We start from the raw sequence: 20,285 nt of genomic DNA, 5'->3' as shown, positions 1-20,285 counted from the left end.
TTTTCTTTTTTCCCTTTATTATATAAAATATAATGAAATTTTAAAATAAAATACGAATTTTGATTCTATATAAGTTTCTAATATGGAGAAATGTTTCTACAGAGCACCTTTAAATGCTCTTTCTATAGGTCATCATATTTAAGGAGGATTTTTTATGAAATATGATGTTATTATAGTAGGTGCTGGTCCTGGTGGAATTTTTACAGCTTTAGAACTTAATAGAAAAAATAAAAATAAAAATATACTTTTAATAGAGGCAGGTAGAAGTATTGATAAACGATCTTGCCCTAAAGTTAAAACAAATAAATGCGTTAACTGTAAACCTTATTGTCATATTACAACAGGATTTTCTGGTGCTGGTGCCTTTTCTGATGGAAAACTTTCTCTAAACTATGAAGTTGGTGGTGATTTACCTCTTCTATTAGGTGGAAAAAAAGTACAAGATTATATAGATTATACTGATAAAATCTATTTAGAATTTGGTGCTGATGAAAGAGTTGAAGGTATTGATAACCCTGAAGCTGTAAAGGAAATTAGAAAAAAGGCTATTGAAGGAAACTTAAAGCTTGTTGATTGTCCTATTAGACATTTAGGTACAGAAAAAGCACAAGAAATATACTTGAAATTACAAAATTATCTTTTAGATAATGGTGTTACTATTCTTTTTGATACAACAGTTAACGATTTAATTATTGAAGATAATAAAATTACTGGTATCTCTGTAGTAAACTCTCTTAAAAAAGATAATGAAAGAACTTTACTTTCTGATAATGTAGTTGTTGCTACTGGTCGAAAAGGTGCTGATTGGCTTAAAGATATGTGCTTAAAGCATGATATTAATCATAAAGCTGGTACAGTTGATATTGGGGTTAGAGTTGAAGTAAGAAATGAAGTTATGGAAAGTGTAAACAATGTTTTATATGAATCAAAACTTATTGGCTATCCTGCTCCATTTAAAGATAAAGTAAGAACTTTTTGTCAAAATCCTGGTGGTTTTGTATCACAAGAAAATTATGATAATAATTTAGCTATTGTTAATGGACATTCCTATAAAGAATTAAAATCAAATAATACTAATTTAGCTATATTAAGCTCCCATGATTTTGTTGAACCATTTAATAAACCTATTGAATATGGTAAAAAAGTTGCTGAACTTGTTAATATGCTTGGAAATGGAAGTATATTGGTTCAAAGATATGGTGATATTTTATCTGGTAAAAGAACATGGCAAAAAGAATTAGATAGATCTAACGTTAGATATACCTTACCTGATGCCGTAGCTGGAGATTTAACATCTGCAATGCCTTATAGAACTATGACTAATATAATAAACTTTATAGAGTCAATGAATAAGGTTGTTCCAGGATTTGCTAGTGATGAAACACTACTTTATGGTCCTGAAATAAAATTCTATAGTAATAAAGTTATAGTTGATGATAATTTTGAGACAAATATAAAAGGTCTTCACTGCCTTGGTGATTCTAGTGGATGGACTAGAGGTCTTATGATGGCTTCCGCCATGGGCGTTATGATGGGAGAAAAATTATCTTAATATATAAAGAGAGACTACACTAAGTAGCCTCTCTGTTTTTTAATCTAACTAAATTTATTTATTAATTCTGCTTTTAAATCCCATAGTTTTTGTGAAAGATCTACATAATATTGATGCGGATTTTCAAATCTTTTTATTTCATCCCAAAGACTCTCTACGCCTTCTTCTCTTCTCTTTTGTATTTCATCTATAGTTGGTAATTTATATACTAGTTCTCCTTGCTTATAAATAGGAACTTGTAATTTTACTGGTGTAAAATTCCTCACTATCTTCTTCTTCCATGTATGCACTGGATCAAATATTCTATATGATTTACTATTTTCTATTACTTCACCTTCTATAGTTAATACATCTGCTATAGCTTTATTTGTTTCATTATCCATAAGTCTCCAAACTTCTTTACATCCTGGATTTGTTACTTTCTCTACATTTTCTGAAAGTTTTATTCTAGGCTTCATTTCACCATTTTCTTCAACAGCCATAAGTTTATATACTCCACCAAAAACAGGCTCTGATTTAGCTGTTATAAGTCTTTCACCAACTCCATATATGTCAATAGCTGCACCTTGTCTTATTAAATCTCTAATTATATATTCATCTAAACTATTAGACGCTACTATTTGACAGTCGCTTAGTCCTTCTCTATCTAATATTTTTCTTACTTTCTTAGAAAGATAAGCTAAATCTCCACTATCTAATCTTATTCCTTTTAATCTTTTTCCCATCGGTTCTAAAACTTCTTTTGCAACCTTTATAGCATTAGGAATTCCTGAACCTAAAACATTATAAGTATCTACTAAAAGTACACAATTGTCTGGATAAGTCTTTGCATATAATTCAAAAGCTTCATATTCACTCTCAAAAAATTGAATCCATGAATGTGCCATAGTTCCAACAACACCAACTCCAAAATTTTGTCCTGTAATTGTAGTTGCAGTTTTATCTATTCCTCCAATTATAGCAGCTCTTGCTCCTAATATAGCTGCATCACTTCCTTGTCCTCTTCTAGCTCCTAAATCAAAAACTTGCTTTCCATTTGCAGCTCTAACAATTCTATTAGCTTTCGTTGCTAATAATGTTTGGTGATTTATTGAAAGTAATAACATTGTCTCTATTAATTGGGCATCTATTATTCTTGCTTTTACAGTAACTAATGGTTCATTTGGAAAAACTGGTGTTCCTTCCTCTATTGCATGTATATCACCTTTAAACTTAAAGTTTAATAGATATTCTAAAAATTCCTCTGAAAATATATTCATACTTCTTAGATAATTAATATCATCTTCTATAAATTCAAGCCCTTCTATATACTCTATAAGCTGTTCAAGCCCTGCTGCTATAGCAAATCCTCCACCATCTGGTATCTTCCTAAAAAACATATCACAAGTTACTATTTTATCTTTATATCCATTGTTGAAATATCCGTTTGCCATAGTAAATTCATAAAAATCTACTAACATACTTAAATTCCTTTTATTTTTCAAATCTATTTTATTCATTAATTATCCTCCGACTTATTCTTTTTCAGAATAGGTATTATTTTCTTTAAATTAGAATTCATGAGTCCATTCTCTATTAAATTTGTATAGTTTAGGTGGTCTATATCCACCTTCATTCCACTTTTTCTCCGTTTCTATTACCATAGATGCTATTTTCTTTCTAAAATTGGATTTTCTTAATTCTTTTCCTAGAATCACTTCATAAACTTTCTGTAATTCTGTTAATGTAAAGTATTCATCTACTAATGTAAAAGCTATAGGTGTATACTCTATTTTATTTCTCATTCTTTCAAGAGCCATATTTATTATCTTAATATGATCAAATGCAATTTGAGTATCTAAATCCTCATAAACTGGGTTTATAATTATTTTCTTTCTATTTAAGATTCCTTTTTCTTCAAAAACTGTTTTAATAGTATAACTTAAAACAGTTTTCTCATCATCACCTTGAAGAATCAATAATTGTTTCCCTTCTTCTTCATTTTCTATTTGCACTGTAAACCACATTACATCTTCAGCATCATCTCCTGCTATAGGATTTAAATTTCTATGACTTACTAATGCCATATATGAAGATGATACTACTCTCATTCTTGGATCCCTATCTACATCTCCAAAAAGATATAACTGTTCTAAATATACATTTTCTATATTTGTTTCTTCCTTTAGTTCTCTATATACAGCTTCTTCTACAGATTCATTAATATCAACAAATCCACCTGGTATAGCCCATTGTCCTATGAATGGATGGTTTTTTCTTTTAACTAACATAATCTTTAGTTCTTTGCTTGGAACCTTTTTTTTATTCTCATTAAATTTATCTACTACGGTAAATAAAAGCATATCTACAGTTAAAGATGGCTTTTCATAATTACCTGGTTTATAACTCTCTAAAAATTCTTCTAAGGTTTGCCCTTTTTTATTTTTTCTTTTTGTTTCCATAGGCTTATCCCCCTATTACTTATTCTCTTTTTTGAAATAAGTTGTAATTAAATCTTATTCTCTTTTAGAGAATAAGTCAATATTTTCTTTTATATAAGATTTTCAATTCTATGTTTTTCTAATTATGAATGTTGCTATACCAACTATAATGAAAGAATTACATATAAGTGTATCTATAGCTCAATAGCATAGCACTAGATACATGCTATGAATGAAATAATAATTCTCTTCATAGCATTTTTAATTGATAAATTTAAAACTAAAATATTATTTTTACAATAGGAACAATCAATGTTAGAACTTAGAGTATCTAAAAGTAGTATATTTATATATAAAAAAAAAGAGCCTTAAATTAGACTCTTTTTTTATACTATATTTAATTTTGAAATTCTAACTCATAATCACTGACATTATACTTATAACAATAGCTAACATTGTTATAATAAACATATCCGATACAACACTTTGTACATAGTTAGCTTTTAAACTTCTTACATATGCTTTTTCGTTTAAGCCCATCTTTGAATCTAACTCCATAACAGCTATATGATTGTCTATTTGATCTAAATAATTATCTCTCAATTTCAAATCTTCTCCTAATTCCTAAATTTACTATATCTTTATTTTATCACAAATTCCATTTTTGTCTACAATTTCATAACTTTATTTGTTAACTTTTTTCACATTTTTTTAATATTTCTAAATTTATCCTATAAATTTTAAATTTTATTATGGAATTTCTTAACTATAATCTATATAAATTTTATAATGTAACTAATGTACATGCCTCTATATAATTGATATTTCTACTCTCACATAGCTTTTTTATATCTTCACTTCTTGCCCCAGGTTGTGCTATAACACATTTAATATTATGTCTATTATCATTATTTAAAATTTCATATCCAACTTTTGGATTTATACAAAGATTTACGCCTTCAATATTATAATCAATTTCCTCTAAACTTTTATATACTTCTCCACTTTTACTATATGGCGATACGCCTACAACTTTTTGCCCTTTATTTTTAAAGTTTTCTAAAATCTTATAAGCATATTTTTTCTCATTTAATACATCTCCAATTACAACCCATTTAAGTCCTTCATTATAGTAATCTTGTATATTCATAGTATTCCTCCTTAAAATTTAATATTTCTTATTAGTATATACCAAAAAGATCTTTAAATTTCCCTTTATGAATACTACTTTATAATTTGCTTACATTTTATTTAGTTTTATTTTTCCAATTTATTATTTTTCTTCTTATATTACATCATTTTTGCTAATTAAATGTCCATTTTATTGATTATTTTTTAATTCTATTTACTTTTTTTAAACAATTCTATATACTTATACTAATTGAATAAAGTGCTTTCCTACAAAACTTAATATTCAAAACATAAACAAAGGAGAAATTTAAATGAGCAACAATAAACTAAAAAAAACTATTACTCTTGGAGCTGCTCTTTCTACAGTAATTGGACTTGTTATAGGTTCTGGTGTGTTCTTTAAGCCACAACAAATCTTTCAAGCTACTGGCGGAGCTCCTGGACTAGGTATATTTGCTTGGATATTGGGAGGCATAATAACCATTGCTGCTGGACTTACAGCTACAGAAATCTCTGCTGCTTTTCCAGAAACTGGCGGTATGATGGTTTATATGAGAGAAATTTATGGAAAAAAACTATCTTATTTAACGGCATGGATGCAAACAATCCTTTATTTCCCAAGTGTTATTGCCGCCCTTGCAATTATTTTTGCAGAGCAGGCTTGTGAAATAATAGGAATGCCCCATTTAAGAGTACCTATCGCTGTTGGAATTATCCTTATTATTTTATTACTTAATCTTTTTGGTTCAAAAACAGGAGGATTTATACAAATAGTTTCAACAGTTGGAAAACTTATCCCTGTAATTCTTATAATTTTATTTGGATTCATTGAAAATCCGCATACTCATAATGTAGTTCATCCCTTTATAGGACATAACTTAAACTTTACTTCTGTTCTAGGACAGGTTTTAGTTGCAGCTTTATTTGCATATGATGGATGGATTTACGTAGGGAACATTGCTGGTGAAATGAAAAATCCAAAAAAAGATTTACCAAAAGCAATTATCGGTGGACTTTTAATTACAATGGCTATATATTTAGCAATTAACGTAGCTTTCGTACTTATAGTACCAGCAAATGAACTTGCTGCATCAGCTACACCAGCCTCACTAGTTGCACAAAAATTATTTGGTGATGTAGGTGCTCAAATAATTAATGTTGGAATTTTAGTTTCAATCCTTGGAACATTAAATGGATATATTCTTACTGCACCTAGAGTTCCTTTTGCACTTGCAGAAACTGGTCTTTTACCATTTAGTAAAAGATTCTCTAAATTAAATAAAAATAATGTCCCTGCAAATGCAACTTGGCTTATTGCTATCTTAGGAATTTTATATGCATTAAGTGGTCAATTCAATCTTTTAAGTAATCTTTCAATATTTACTATTTGGATTTTCTATTCACTAATATTTATTGGAGTATTTAAATTAAGAAAACAAAAGCCCGATTTACATAGACCTTATAGAGTAATCGGATATCCAGTTGTTCCTATTATTGCAATATTAGGTGGTTTATTCGTAGTTATAAATCAACTATTCATGTCAGGACTTCAATCAAGTCTTATTGCTATATCAGGGCTTATTATAACTCTTATCGGATTACCAATTCATAGTTATATGTTAAAGAAAAGCAAAAGGAAAATTTAAAAAGAAAGCTCTCAATAACGGTTATTGAGAGCTTTCTTTTTTATTCAATTCATAATTTCCTTTTTCCATTGCTAATTTATACATATTAAATATCGTTATTGCACCTAAACAAATTAATACTAAATAAATAAATGGCAATGAATTCATATGGTAGTCACTATTTATATTCTGTAACAATCTAGATTCATTATCTATCTTTATAATATAGAAGAAACAAATTGTTGTAATTACTGAAAGAATTATATTAATCACATAGCCGCCCCTTATTTTCATTTTTCCTCCTTCCTTTATTTATTATTCCTCTTTAATTTTACCATATATTGGAATTATTTTACACATAAATATTATTCAACAATATTCTACTATTACTTATTTTGTCAGCAAAAAAACTTAAAAATAGGCTACTCTTCTTATAATAATAAAAGAGATTTACAAAACTTTTGCAAATCCCTTTTTAGCATACTCTATTTATATTTTACTCTCTTTCTACTTTTAATCCTTTAAAGAATATATCCATATCTTTTTCACTATGAAATGCATCCACAGGTATCATAAGCATTGGTGAATAATCCTTTTTAAGCATATAGATATACTTTTCTTTTCTTATTACTTTAGATATATTATCTATTTTAAATGTTATAGTTTTTTTCTTATCCTCTAAATTCTGAACAAAAAATTCTTTTTCACGTCTTGTTACTGCCTTCTTTTGTATATATGCAGGATTCTTTTCCACCATTTTAGTAAGATTTTTCTTAAAGGTCTTTCTTTTGAATATAGTTACTCTAAACCAAAGAAATACATTACAAACTATAAGTATAAATAATAATAAGTTATTAGTAGCTTGAAGTCCTCCAAACTTCATAATAAGAACTCCACCTACACATAGTGTAAGAATTGTATATATAATAGGTAAAATATGATTTAATATCCATCTTTTTATCGATACACTACCCACAAATATATTTAAATCTATCAAATCTTCTATGCTGTTTTTATATTTTACAACCAAATCCATCCCTCATTTTCACTTTTTATTTAATTCAATTATATCATATATTTATATAAAATTCATTCCTTACTTTATATAAAGTTATTTGTAAACCCTTTATATATTTTTATAAACTCTTTAATATTATGAATTTATTTCATTACGCCTTTTCTCAAAATTAAAAGTTTTTTACATCTTACTTTAGTCCTCTTATAAAAACTAATAGTTTTATTTAAATACTCTATCTTATATAATTTATCTAACTTAAATCATTTATCTAGTTTAAATTCTAAATACTCATTTTCTATAACTGTATTTCTATAATATTTCAACTTATACTTTTTATCTCTTTTTATCTTTTTAAATGTTGCTGTTGCTATATTTTTCTCTATAAGACTTTGATCAAATGCTCCATATTCATCTCCTATTTCAAAGCTTATAAGTAATGGATTTTTTGCTTTATAGTAAATTATTGATATATCATCTTTATCTTCTATTCTTAATATTTCAAACTCCTCTTCTTTATCTAATTTACTATGCTTTACTTCTCCACTTCCATCTATTTTTATAGTTCCTTTTCTTTCAATATTTTCACCCATCTTATATAACTTTATCTTACTTAGATCTTTAAAGTTATTCTTATATTCGTACTGCATATCCGCATTTTTTCCATCAGAAGTTCCTCCACCTACGTGCCATACATCTTTAATTCCCGTATTATCTTCTAAGATATACATAGGTAAATTATTTAAAAGCTTCTCATCCCCTTGTCCATAAACTCTTATATTCATTGGCGTTACTACTATATTTTCTATTATTCCATTTTCTATTTTCCTATTAACATTATAAGTTTTAGTTTCATTTTTAGTTTTTATATCTTTTACATTCATTTTAAACTTAAACTCTCTCTTTTCATCCCATACCTTAAATTCTAAATCCAAATTTTCTAAAGGTACCAGTTCTTCACTATTTTCATATTCTAATAGCTTTAACTTCCAACTATATACACCTTCTATAGTAGTATCATCTATAACTTGACTTCTATTCTCTTGATGTCCATTACTACTTTTACTATCTAATCTTCTACATTCAAATTCTAAATTCTCTTTTAATTTTTTTATATCTTCTTTTTCACTTTCTATTTTATAAGTGAATTTCACTGTATATCCATCATAGATTGCTTCTTTAACTGTTACTTTAACATTCTTATTTTCTATAACATTTAAAACTTCTATCTTATATTTTTCTTCATCTTTATTAAAACCAAGCATTCTATTAATAACTTCCTTTACTGTTATACCTTTTTCAACCGCTACAGCATTTATTCCACCAATTCCAACACAAATAGTTATTCCTGCTGCTATAGCTATATTTCTAAATATTTTCTTATATTTACTTTGCTTAGGTTCATCCTTCTCTAAATTTTCTAAAACCTCATCTACTCTCTTATTAAATGAATTTGGTAACTTTGTGTTATCCTTTTTTAATATTTCCTTATCTAGCTTATCCATATTTCATTCCCCCCTATTTTAAAATCTCAGAAAGCTTTTTTCTAGCCCTGTGTAATCTAGTTTTTACTGTTCCTTCATTTACTTTTAGAACCTCACTAATCTCCTTCATTGTGAATTCTTGAAAATAATAAAGTACAGTTACTTCTCTAAATTCTTTTCTTAAACTATTTATAGCTTGTATTAAATCAATTTCTTCATAGGTATCTAAATATGATTCTTCTACTTCCTTTTCTTTAAATAATATAAATTTTTTATCCTTTTTTAAAATTAAATTACATTCATTTATAAGAATTCTTGTAAGCCAAGTCTTAAAATATTGTCCATTCCTTAGCCTATTTATATTTTTAAAACTTTTTAAAACTGCATTTGCGACGGCATCCTCAGCTTTAAATTCATCTCTTAAAATTCCTTTTGCTATTTTATATAAAATTACTCTATTATCATTTATAAGCTCAACAAAGGCTTCTTTTTCCCCTCTTATTGCCCTTTCTTCTTTAGATAAAAAAATATCTTTTTCTAAATAAATCTCACTCAAAATCCTCTCACCCCACAAGTTATTATACTATTTAGATAATCTTTATGTATTTAAGGTTCCCAAATTTTATAATATTTTTTGTAAAATTTTTGTATTATGGATTACTAACCTTTGATATATAAAAAATAGACCTAAGCTCTTTTAAGCTTAGATCTATTTTTCATTTTTTAGATTATTACTTTTACTATTAACTATTGCTCGCTGACAATTGTTTTCTATTCTAGTTTTGTTCTACAATTTCTAATTCTTCTTCGACTGTTTTATTATTATGAATATATATTACTATTGCTCCTGCAATAATTAATGCATATCCTATATATTGAATTGGATGAGGAAGTTGTCCCCATATTAAGAATGAAAATACCGCTGAGAATATTGCATCTGAGTAACTGAATACTGAAATCTCTCTAGCTGGTGAACATTTATATGCCCATACTCCTAGTACTTCCGCTGCTGAATAAGTACATCCTGCTAACAATAATAATATTAAATCATGCATTGTTAAAGGCTTGTAGTTTATTAACATACTTGGTACTGTAAATAGAAGTGATGTTATTGCCATAAAGAATATTATTGTTTCTGGTGCCTCTTTATGACCTAAATGTCTTACTAGCACATAAGAAAGTCCAGCACATAGTGCTCCGATAAGTCCTATAACTGCTGGGAATATTGCCATTTTTCCACCTGGGTTTATTATAAAAAACATTCCACTGAATGCTACAATAACCGCAACTATCTGCATTGGTTTTAATTTTTCTCTTAAGAACACTGCTGATAATATTATTATGAAAAACGGACAAAGATTACTTATTATAACCGCATTTGGTAATATCATATGAGTTATTGCATAATAACTTGCTATTGCTCCTAATGTCCCAAAAGCTCCTCTTCCAAATAATGCTAATCTATGTCCCTTCTTCCCTAGAAGTGGTGATCTTGTTTTAAACATTACTAATATTGTTGTTACAAATAACATAATGTTTCTATAAAATACTTCTTCTTCTTGTGGTATCCCATGGACTCCCTTTATAAGTGCACTTGTCAGCGAAAAGCAAAATGCCATTAATAGTATTAGAATAATACCTTTGGTCTTTCTTTTATTCATCCTTAGTCTCCTTTGAAGCTATCTTTAGTTATCTAAAAAAGGGCAAAAAAAATTTATCTATGATAAATTTTTTCCGTTGTTCCTTAGGAGATTATAGACTATAACCTTCTTCTATACAAGTTCATTATTATATTTATAATAATCATTTTTTATTACACAACGTTTTCATTTGAAATATTATTTTAAAATTATATTTTATTTATTTTTTTCTTATAATTCAACATTATAATTTAACAAATAAATAAATTTGTAGCATAAGAAATACACCTATTTACATAGGTGTATTTATACAAATTTATCCTTAAATAAGTTCTAATTATATCATATCTATATTTTTTTGCAATAATATTCATTCTTTTTTTACATTTCATTCTAGCGCCGCTTTAAAAGTTTTTCCTCTGGGTAATACTACCTTAGATTTTAATTCTACTGTCGACGGATCTATCTTTTCAATAAAATTTAAATTCACTATATAACTTTTATGAATTCTAACTAATATTTTTCTATTAATCTTTTCTACTATATTTGAAATCTTCTCCCTTATCTTATATTCCCCTGACGTCGTATGAATAATTAGATAGTGTCCATAAGATTCTATATATATTATAGCTTTTAAATTTAACCTTAATTGCATACTTCCAGCTTTTAATTTGATGACTGTATCTTTTTTTTCTAAATATTCATTTATATTTTCCTGAAGTTTGCACATGTCTTCTGTCAATTTATTTATTCTTATAAAACATACTGGCTGAAGATTTAAAACTTCAAACACTAATTCTTCTTTTTCGCTACAAATTATCAATCCTACATTTTCAAAATACTCTTTTAACTTCTGTAAGCTTTTCACTTCTTCTTCATCTTTAATTTCAAATATGATAAAATTTATCTCATCTGTATTAGGTTTTAACTTTTTCTCAGTAGTTACAATTATCTCTCTCTCCTTAAACCATTCATTTAAATCATTTTCTAACTTTTCCTTTAATCCATCAGTTTGAACTAATATATTAAACTTTATCATATTTTTTTCCATCCCTTATACCCATAATATAATCATTGATATTAAGTTTTGGATTTCTTAAGGCATCTATTAAATTATATTTATCATCTATTTTTACACCTTTACTTTTTAAATAATCAAATGCTTCATAAAAATCTTCTTTCTTATTTAAAAGAGCATCAGTGTCTAATACAGAACCATCCTTTAAAACTATCTTCATTCGTATTGGAAAATACATTACTGAATATACACCAAATGCTATAACCCAATATAATTTTATACTTTGAATTTGACTTAATCTTATTTTAACTACTGCTCGCTCTTCTCTATCTAATAAGACATCTATAACATATTTGACTCCTTCCATATGATTATTAAAATATCTATACTCAAAATACTTATCTGTTAAGTCCCAATGCTCATTCATTGTTGATATTATAGGTACCCACCATAGCATAAGTCCACATATACCAATAATATTTCCCATAACTAAATTAAGATCAATTAAATTTTTTAACATTAATCCTATAAGGCTTCCCCCAACAACACTAATAATAATAGCTATTATTATTCTCTTCTTTGTTGTTGGCTTTGCTCCAACTATATACCTTATTTTATTCATTTTCTCCACCCCTTTATGAACTTTAAGGTTAACCTCTATACTTAAATTATATGTTAATATTTTACTTTTTCAATATATCTGTCATAAACTCCTTCTCTTTGGCACAAACGTTATCTTTTCATTGTATTTTCCGCTATCCATCTATATAAACTTTTATCTTCAAAGATTTTAGTACATAACTCATGTCCACTATTCGCAACTATATTTAATTTGACCTTTCCTCCAATGGATATAAGTTCTTCTGCTATTTCCATACTTTCCCTAATATCCACTTCACAGTCCTCTTCACCATGTGCAATATATACAGGTATTTCTTTTATTAAATTCGCATACTTAGGAATCATTGCGCCTCCTGCTATAGATACTACACTTTTAAACATATTTGGTCTTTCCATAGCAAAATTCCATGCTCCATAAGCTCCTAAACTAACTCCAACTAAACATATCCTCTCTAAATCTATCCTATACTTCTCCTTGATATTTTCTAATAGTTCCTCAATATCTGAAAAATGCCTGTCCCAAAAATTATTTTCCTTACATTGAGGTGATACAACTACAAATGGAATATTTATATCTTTTATATATCTATGTATTCCATATTTTTTAACCTTTCTAATATCCGCTCCTCTTTCTCCTATTCCATGTAAAAACAATATTACCGGAAATTTTTCTTCAGTTTTTCCATACTCATCTGGTAAATTTATTATATAATTTAACTTTTCTTCTTTACTTTCATTTAAAACTTCTATCATTTTTTTCCTCCTGTTATTAGGTTTTCTTTTCATTCTACTCTTATTTTTTTCTTATTCACAATTTAATATTTGCTTAAACTCTTTCAAATTATCTAAAAATAAAAAGATATAGAAAATTATCTTTTTATTTGATAACTATTCTATATCTTTCCCTATACTACTTTACTAAATCTATAGTTTCTATGATTTCTAAATTTGAAGAATCTCCACAACTTATCCTATATTCTCCATCTTTAATATCTTTAACTATTAATTGTCCTGTTTCCTTATCTATTGCACTATTTTTACTCTTTTCATAAAAATCAATTTTCTCCATATTTTTATCTATGAAGTCTTCAATATAAATTCTCTCTATCAAAGGATTTTTTATTTTATATTTTATTTTCAAATTATTTTTTTCTTTTTTACTTTCTAAAATTTTTATATTCCCACCAATATTTATTTCTACTTTATCTCCATTTATTTTTAAAATTCCTTCATAAGTTTTATTTTCTTTTTCATTATCTATTTTAGCAAATTTAATTTTACTTAAATCCTTAAAGTTATTTTCAAATTGAAGCATAAAAGTCGGTTTTGCTACTAAAAAATTACTTGATACTGGTGTACTTATAATCCCTTTAGCATCTTCTATAATATATTCATTATATATATCTACAGGATTTATATAACTTCTATCGCTTTCTTTTCCTTCACCGTTATCTCTATTCTCATTATTCTCTTTATATTTTTCACCCTTTATATATACCTTAAATGGAGTTACTATAACTTCTTTTATAATTCCTTCTTCAATCTCTTCATTTACTTTATAAACTTTTATATCATCCTTAACATTTTCAGCATCTGCTTTTATTTTAAATTTCAACCCTTCCTTAAATTTTTGCGTTTTTTGAATATATTGCCCTAATATAAATTCTATATCTATATTATCTTTATATCCTAAAGCAGTTCTATCTCCTACATTCACATCGCTTAAGTCTACATCATAGGTTCCTATTACAGTACCATCATTTTGTTTTTCCATTCTATAACTTGCCTCATATCCTCTCTCCTCTTCACCTTTTATCTTAATTTGAGGTAGTGTATTCTCTTTTACTTCATCTACATTCTCCCCTTCTATCCTAAAATTTATAGTCATTTTATATCCATCATGAACAGCACTTGTTACTGTTGCCTTTACTCCATAAGCTTCTATAGATTGGTTAATTTCTGTTGCATACTTCTTATAATCATCATCAAATCCCAATATATCAAATATTGCATCCTTAACAGGTGTCCCTTTAGCTACAGCTGTAGTTGTTATTCCTGCTGCTCCTAAACATACTGCTACTCCAGCTACAATACATACTTTTTTTAAATTTTCTCTCTTCTTTTTAGTTCCCAAAGAAGTTAAAGCCTCATCTATCCTCTTATTAACTCCTTCTGGAACAGTATTTATATTTTCATCTATATCTTTTTTAACTTTTTTATCTAATTTCTCAAAATTCATAGCTATTCCCCCATTAATATTCCATATAATTTTTTCTTACTTCTATAAAGTCTAGTTCTCACAGTATTATGATTTATATTTAGACACTTACCTATCTCTTCACTCTTCATATCTTGGAAATAATAAAGTATAACTACCTCTTTTAAATCTTTTTCTAAACTATCAATGGCTTTTATTAAATCTAAATCTTTATAATTATCCTCGTACCCTTCTTCATTATGTTCTAAATAAATAGTCTTTTTGTTTTTTCTAATAATTAAATTACATTCATTTATAAGAATTCTTATAAGCCATGTTTTAAAGTATTCAGGATTTTTCAAAGTCCCTATCTTTTCAAAACTTTTCATTACAGTATTTCCTATAGCATCCTCAATGTCTTTTTCCTCTCTTAAAATCCCCTTTGCAACTTTATATAAGTTAAGTCTATTTTCATTTATAAGCTCTACAAATGCCTCTTTATCCCCCATCTTTGCAAGCTCTTCCTTTGTTTTTTCTTTTTTAAAATTAAGTAATTTTAAAGTTAGAACACTCACCCTTGTCCACCTCATTTTTTAAATTCTTAGCTAAGTCTTTTGCTTATTAGATACCCCACTTTATATAAATGTTCTCGCAAATTATTTATTTTTTTACTTTACATCCATTTATTGTACATTTATTTATATCATAATTATGGTAATAATTACAAAGAAGGTGCTTTTATGCATAAAAAAGATTATAAAGAAAAAATTTTTAGAAAAGCTACTGCTCTTTATGAGTATTTTAAATTTATGAAAGGAAGTGTAGATTTGAAATATCCTATTTTAGAACCTTCCGATATAAATGAAAAAAAGATTGTTTTAGAGAAATTAGATATGCTTATTAAAGATTTTAAAGCTATTGCAACTTCTTATTTAAATGAAGAACTCACTCTTACAGATTTAAATAATTCTATAGATACTTTTAAATATAGATATGAAAGGCTGACTTACTCTTATCCAGCTCTTGAGGGAATAGCAAGAAGTAATAACTATTCTCTAGGTGCTGTCCCTTCTGGACTTCCTGGTATGAGTAATCTTCCTAGTTCTATAAATAACCTTCTTAATCCATAATTTTTTTGATTTTAATTCTCCATATTTTTCTTCATATTAAAAAGGGCTGTATCAAAACAACCCTTTTTAAATTATGCCATATCTATTTTAAAATATTTTCTTAACTTCTAGGAACTTTTATTTTACAGATATTTCTTTTCCAAACTCCAGTATAGGTCTATCATAATGAGTAAACTTATATTCTTTTCCTTCTTCTAATATTCCATTTATCAAAACTAATTCTCTAATTTCCCTATCTATAAAATTTTCTTTCATTTCAAAATATGGATGCTCCTCTGAGGATATTTCAAAACATCTCATATTTATATCTTCTCCTTTATATTTTATAATCGTCTGTCCCTCTTTTGTACTTATATCTAAAATTTCTATTCCATAATTACCTATTTGCTTAAATCCATCCCTTTCTATCTTTAATATTACTTCTTTTTCTTCAGCCATATCATTTATTTCTTTTAATTCTACTATGCTTAAATTTTCTATTTTATTAAATTTACTTTCAAATTCCCAATAAAAACTTTTTTTATTTTCATGATTTCCGCCTACAACAGGGGATAAAATATTCCCTTTTTCATCTTTTAAATAAAGATTACAACCTTCTCCTACTCCTTCTAAATAAATATTAAGTGGAGTAACTATAAGTTTAGTTGCTATTCCCGATTTAAATTCTGCATTGAAATCATAAATTTTTATTTTGTCCTTCATTTCTTCATTTGAAATATCAAACTTAAAATCCCACTTTATATTTTTATACATATTTTCATTGCTAAATTTTATTTTTAAATCTAATGTTCCTTTTTCTATGGGTTCCCCTAGTTCCCCTCTATTCCCATTATCTGATAACCGTATTTGCTTTATTCCACTTAACTTATTTCCTTTTCTATTTTGATAAATTAATCCTTCATCTTTTAATCTTTTTCCATTTATTTTTCCATTAAAATCTAATGAAATATAATCAAATTTAAATTTTTCATCTATTTCACTTACTTCGTAACTTATATATGCTCTATATCCATCTGTAACAACATCCGTTATCTTAATTCCTACACCCTCTTTTATAATTTCTTCATTTAATTTTGTGTTATATTTTTTAAAAGAATCTTCAAAGCCCCATTTCTCATATAAAGGTTCTTTCTCTCCATTACTTATTGCTATTGCTCCTGTACCACCCATTCCTAGTGCTAACACTATTCCTGCTACCATAGCTATTTTTTTATAGCCTTTCTTTTTTCTCTGATATGCTTTTTTATCTATATTTTTTAATAAATCATCTATTTTCTTATCCATATCTTTAGGAATTTTATTTATTTTACCTTTTTTAAGTCTATTTTCTAAATCTTCTCTTCTCATAAATCCACCTCTATTTTAAAATCTCATAAAGCTTATTTTTTGCACGATGAAGTCTAGTTCTTACTGTATTTTCTTTTATATTTAAAACTTTTGCGATTTCTTCCCCTTTTAAATCTTCAAAATAATATAAAATAATTACTTCTCTAAATTCTTCTTCTAAAGAATTTATCCCATTTATTAAATCAAAATCTTCATATGAATCTTTATATTCTTTTTCTATAGCTTTGTCAGTATAGACTATCTTTTTATCTTCTTTTAATATATCTCTACATTCATTAATCAAGATTTTTATAAGCCATGTTTTAAAATATTCTGTTTTTCTAAGTTTTTTTATATTTATATATGCTTTAACTATAGTATTGCTTATTGCATCAAAACATTTATCCTCATCTTTTAATATTCCTTTTGCTACTCTATATAAAGAGAGTTTTTCTTCTTCTATAATTTCTGAAAAAGCCTCTTTGTCCCCTTCCTTTGCTCTAGTCACTCTATCTTTAGGTATTTTTAAAATACCCTGTATTACAATCCCCATATTCTCCCCCTAAAATCCCATTTTACCCATTAGACAAGTTTTTCTTTATAAACGTTCCCCAATTTTTTTATTATTTTGTATTTTTATAATTCATATGTTAAATTATGTAATATATTTTCATTTATTGCAACTTAAAGGAGGCACTTTAAAAGCGCCTCCTTCTCTATTGTAACTTTAACTAATAATTGAAAACTTATTTATCTTTAATTTGCCATTTCTGCTGCATGTTCTTGTTCAACTGCTGCTTCTTGGACTTCTTTATCTCTATTAGATGCAACTAATACAAATGGGATGTATATTAGTATATCCATTACTAATAATATTACTGCTAATATACCTCCAGTGAATGAACGAGTTGCTACTATTGAACTTAATATTGGTGGTACTGTCCAGAAAACTTCAACAGTTGGATATGGAACAAGACCTGCCAACATTACAAAATACGTAATAATACAATTTAGCAATGGTGTAATAACAAATGGTACTACATATATTGGATCTAAGCAGATTGGTAATCCAAATATAATAGGTTCATTTATATTAAATATACCAGGAGCTAGTGCAAGTTTTGAAATAGTTCTTTGTTGTTCACTACTCTTCTTCCTAGTTATTAAGAAAATTGCAATTATCAAGCACAAGGTGTTTCCGGCTCCTCCAAAATAACAGAAGGAATTCAAAAATTGGTCATTGATAATATATTTAGCTTTTTCACCATGTTCTATAGCTTGCATGTTTGCTATTGTTAATGGGAATAATACAGCTTGAACTACTGGTAACATCATGTTTGAACCATGTAATCCAAAGAACCAAAGTATGTGAATTACTAAAATTAAGATTAGTACTCCCCATAATGAACTAACAACACCTTGAAGTGGAGTTTGAATCCATTTATTAAATAACGCTGGTAAAATCATTCCTGTATGACATTTTAAATAAAGTTCTTGAAGTATACCTGCTCCTCCAACAACTATCATAGTTGGGAATAATGAAGCAAATGATCTTGCAACTGCTGGTGGTACACCATCTGGCATTTTAATAAGTAATCTTGGATTACCCATTAGCAGACACATTATATGTGAAGCTACAAGTGCTACTACTATTCCTAATAACAATCCATCAGTTCCTAAGAACCCAACGTTTTGAGCTGAACCAATGTTTACTATGAATAGTACTAGAACCCCAACTGATACAACTGCTGCTGCTAAACCATCTTTACCTTTACTTCTAGCAAAATGATAAGCAATTGTGAAACAAACTAGAAGACTCATAATTCCATATGAAGCATTCCATACGTTTCCTCCCCAACCTTTCCAACCTGGGCCAAACACCCCACTCATGAAATTAACATAAACATGCCAATTTGTAATGTTATTAATAAGTATTCCAAATGCTCCAATCATAATAATTGGAATGATAGTTACAAAACCATCACGGATAGCTGCTAAATGTGGTTCTGCCCCAATCTTCGCTGCTACTGGAACTACATACTTTTCCATGAAAGCAATAAATTTTTTCATCTGTACTTCCTCCTATTTATTTTTCTTTCCACTAAGGCAACTTTATCAATAATTCCTGTAAATTAATAACTCTTATGTGAAAAGTTTGTTTTGTTTTTACACTTATTACTAAAGCATTTCTTATGCCAAATTTATAATTAAATTAAAAATTCTTCCAAATGAGTCCATTGCTTAACTCTGGCTCTTTCACACTATGTAAACATTATCATTGAACACTTTTATTTTTTGTGTAACTTTTACTTTTGCTTTATTCACTTCTAGTTTATTATTTAGAAATCTTTTTTTCTCTTTATTCTTTTTTAAAAATGAATTTTTTAATATATATGTTTTTCTTATATATATTTCTGCACATATATATATTTTTTTTGAATACATCTTCATATTTAAATATCTGCACACTATTTTTAATCATCTTTTCCTGACTATTTTTCTTCTTTTATTTTTTAATTTATTGCATAAAAAAAGACAAACCTTAATTGGTTTGTCTTTTTAATTAAATGGCTAATTCTTAATTTGCCATTTCTGCTGCATGTTCTTGTTCTATTGCAGCTTCTTGTAATTCTTTGTCTCTATTAGATGCAACTATTACAAATGGGATGTAGATTAGTATATCTATTATAAATAAGATTAATGCCAATATACCTCCAGTGAATGAACGAGTTGCTACTATTGAACTTAATATTGGTGGTACTGTCCAGAAAACTTCAACAGTTGGATATGGAACAAGCCCTGCCAACATTACAAAATACGTAACTATACAATTCAGCAATGGTGTAATAACAAATGGTACTACATATATTGGATCTAAACAAATTGGTAATCCAAATATAATAGGTTCATTTATATTGAATAAACCTGGTGCTAATGCAAGTTTTGAAATAGTTCTTTGCTGTTCACTATTTTTCTTCCTAGTAATCAAGAATATGGCTATTATTAAACACAAGGTGTTTCCGGCTCCCCCAAAATAACAGAAGGAGTTCAAGAACTGGTCATTGATAATGTATTTAGCTTTTTCACCATGTTCTATAGCTTGCATGTTTGCTATTGTTAATGGGA

The 20,285-nt window shown here is 27.3% G+C and carries 21 protein-coding genes and 1 riboswitch; of the genes, 3 read left to right on the top strand and 18 right to left on the bottom strand.

What is annotated here, in order from left to right; all coding sequences use genetic code 11:
• Window positions 1-45: 45 nt before the first annotated feature.
• A riboswitch (purine riboswitch) is annotated at window positions 46-145 on the top strand.
• A 9-nt stretch (window positions 146-154) separates the two neighbouring features.
• Window positions 155-1,552 carry an FAD-dependent protein gene (locus tag Q0W06_RS06775; RefSeq protein WP_297633173.1) on the top strand — a complete coding sequence of 466 codons (1,398 nt, stop codon included), beginning with the start codon at window positions 155-157 and terminating at the stop codon, window positions 1,550-1,552.
• 44 nt (window positions 1,553-1,596) lie between these two features.
• Here Q0W06_RS06775 and Q0W06_RS06770 read toward each other — a convergent pair whose 3' ends face one another.
• From Q0W06_RS06770 to Q0W06_RS06755, 4 genes are all read right to left on the bottom strand, one after another.
• Window positions 1,597-3,051 (bottom strand): nicotinate phosphoribosyltransferase, encoded by a 1,455-nt coding sequence (locus tag Q0W06_RS06770; RefSeq protein ID WP_297633171.1) that lies wholly within the window; start codon window positions 3,049-3,051, stop codon window positions 1,597-1,599.
• 51 nt (window positions 3,052-3,102) lie between these two features.
• The gene (locus Q0W06_RS06765; RefSeq protein ID WP_297633169.1) at window positions 3,103-3,993 is read right to left on the bottom strand and encodes an NUDIX domain-containing protein; all 891 of its coding nucleotides are present in this window, start codon (window positions 3,991-3,993) and stop codon (window positions 3,103-3,105) included.
• 390 nt (window positions 3,994-4,383) lie between these two features.
• Complete coding sequence (locus tag Q0W06_RS06760; protein ID WP_297633167.1) at window positions 4,384-4,581, bottom strand: hypothetical protein; 198 nt, start codon at window positions 4,579-4,581, stop codon at window positions 4,384-4,386.
• 175 nt (window positions 4,582-4,756) lie between these two features.
• Entirely contained in the window at window positions 4,757-5,122 is a 366-nt protein-coding gene (locus Q0W06_RS06755) for a CoA-binding protein (protein WP_297633165.1), read from the bottom strand.
• Between the two features lie 292 nt (window positions 5,123-5,414).
• Between Q0W06_RS06755 and Q0W06_RS06750 the strand changes: the two genes are divergently transcribed.
• Window positions 5,415-6,749 carry an amino acid permease gene (locus Q0W06_RS06750; RefSeq protein WP_297633163.1) on the top strand — a complete coding sequence of 445 codons (1,335 nt, stop codon included), beginning with the start codon at window positions 5,415-5,417 and terminating at the stop codon, window positions 6,747-6,749.
• Window positions 6,750-6,770: 21 nt separating this feature from the next.
• On the opposite strand, the gene Q0W06_RS06745 is transcribed toward Q0W06_RS06750, so the two are convergent.
• The 10 genes from Q0W06_RS06745 to Q0W06_RS06700 all read right to left on the bottom strand — a co-directional run bounded on the left by Q0W06_RS06745 (window position 6,771) and on the right by Q0W06_RS06700 (window position 15,278).
• On the bottom strand, window positions 6,771-7,022 hold the full coding sequence (locus Q0W06_RS06745) for a hypothetical protein (RefSeq protein ID WP_297633159.1): 252 nt from the start codon (window positions 7,020-7,022) through the stop codon (window positions 6,771-6,773).
• A 202-nt stretch (window positions 7,023-7,224) separates the two neighbouring features.
• Window positions 7,225-7,758 (bottom strand): hypothetical protein, encoded by a 534-nt coding sequence (locus Q0W06_RS06740; protein WP_297633156.1) that lies wholly within the window; start codon window positions 7,756-7,758, stop codon window positions 7,225-7,227.
• Between the two features lie 248 nt (window positions 7,759-8,006).
• The gene (locus tag Q0W06_RS06735) at window positions 8,007-9,248 is read right to left on the bottom strand and encodes a DUF4179 domain-containing protein (RefSeq protein WP_297633153.1); all 1,242 of its coding nucleotides are present in this window, start codon (window positions 9,246-9,248) and stop codon (window positions 8,007-8,009) included.
• Between the two features lie 13 nt (window positions 9,249-9,261).
• Window positions 9,262-9,783 carry a sigma-70 family RNA polymerase sigma factor gene (locus Q0W06_RS06730; RefSeq protein ID WP_297633150.1) on the bottom strand — a complete coding sequence of 174 codons (522 nt, stop codon included), beginning with the start codon at window positions 9,781-9,783 and terminating at the stop codon, window positions 9,262-9,264.
• Window positions 9,784-10,003: 220 nt separating this feature from the next.
• Window positions 10,004-10,888: a DMT family transporter gene (locus tag Q0W06_RS06725; protein WP_297633147.1), complete on the bottom strand. Its 885-nt coding sequence runs from the start codon at window positions 10,886-10,888 to the stop codon at window positions 10,004-10,006.
• A gap of 367 nt (window positions 10,889-11,255) precedes the next feature.
• On the bottom strand, window positions 11,256-11,906 hold the full coding sequence (locus Q0W06_RS06720) for a LytTR family DNA-binding domain-containing protein (RefSeq protein ID WP_297633144.1): 651 nt from the start codon (window positions 11,904-11,906) through the stop codon (window positions 11,256-11,258).
• On the bottom strand, window positions 11,893-12,507 hold the full coding sequence (locus Q0W06_RS06715) for a hypothetical protein (RefSeq protein WP_297633141.1): 615 nt from the start codon (window positions 12,505-12,507) through the stop codon (window positions 11,893-11,895). Before Q0W06_RS06715 ends, Q0W06_RS06720 begins: the two co-directional genes overlap by 14 nt.
• Window positions 12,508-12,617: 110 nt before the next feature.
• The gene (locus tag Q0W06_RS06710) at window positions 12,618-13,259 is read right to left on the bottom strand and encodes an alpha/beta hydrolase-fold protein (RefSeq protein ID WP_297633138.1); all 642 of its coding nucleotides are present in this window, start codon (window positions 13,257-13,259) and stop codon (window positions 12,618-12,620) included.
• A gap of 157 nt (window positions 13,260-13,416) precedes the next feature.
• Entirely contained in the window at window positions 13,417-14,745 is a 1,329-nt protein-coding gene (locus tag Q0W06_RS06705; RefSeq protein WP_297633135.1) for a DUF4179 domain-containing protein, read from the bottom strand.
• Window positions 14,746-14,747: 2 nt separating this feature from the next.
• Window positions 14,748-15,278 (bottom strand): sigma-70 family RNA polymerase sigma factor, encoded by a 531-nt coding sequence (locus tag Q0W06_RS06700; RefSeq protein WP_297633132.1) that lies wholly within the window; start codon window positions 15,276-15,278, stop codon window positions 14,748-14,750.
• Between the two features lie 165 nt (window positions 15,279-15,443).
• On the opposite strand from Q0W06_RS06700, the gene Q0W06_RS06695 reads away from it, so the two are divergent.
• On the top strand, window positions 15,444-15,833 hold the full coding sequence (locus tag Q0W06_RS06695; protein WP_297633129.1) for a hypothetical protein: 390 nt from the start codon (window positions 15,444-15,446) through the stop codon (window positions 15,831-15,833).
• A 117-nt stretch (window positions 15,834-15,950) separates the two neighbouring features.
• Here the strand turns inward: Q0W06_RS06695 and Q0W06_RS06690 are convergent, their stop codons facing one another.
• The 4 genes from Q0W06_RS06690 to Q0W06_RS06675 all read right to left on the bottom strand — a co-directional run.
• Window positions 15,951-17,180, bottom strand: coding sequence for a DUF4179 domain-containing protein (locus Q0W06_RS06690; RefSeq protein ID WP_297633126.1), 1,230 nt, complete (start codon window positions 17,178-17,180; stop codon window positions 15,951-15,953).
• A 10-nt stretch (window positions 17,181-17,190) separates the two neighbouring features.
• Window positions 17,191-17,712, bottom strand: coding sequence for a sigma-70 family RNA polymerase sigma factor (locus tag Q0W06_RS06685; RefSeq protein ID WP_297633123.1), 522 nt, complete (start codon window positions 17,710-17,712; stop codon window positions 17,191-17,193).
• Window positions 17,713-17,915: 203 nt separating this feature from the next.
• Window positions 17,916-19,229 (bottom strand): PTS transporter subunit EIIC, encoded by a 1,314-nt coding sequence (locus tag Q0W06_RS06680; RefSeq protein WP_297633121.1) that lies wholly within the window; start codon window positions 19,227-19,229, stop codon window positions 17,916-17,918.
• A gap of 508 nt (window positions 19,230-19,737) precedes the next feature.
• A partial coding sequence (locus tag Q0W06_RS06675) for a PTS transporter subunit EIIC (protein ID WP_297633118.1) occupies window positions 19,738-20,285 on the bottom strand: 548 nt, incomplete at its 5' end.

Source organism: uncultured Clostridium sp., from assembly GCF_947072515.1.
Classification (GTDB): Bacteria; Bacillota; Clostridia; order Clostridiales; family Clostridiaceae; genus Clostridium.
This window is presented reverse-complemented; position numbering and strand designations above follow the sequence as displayed.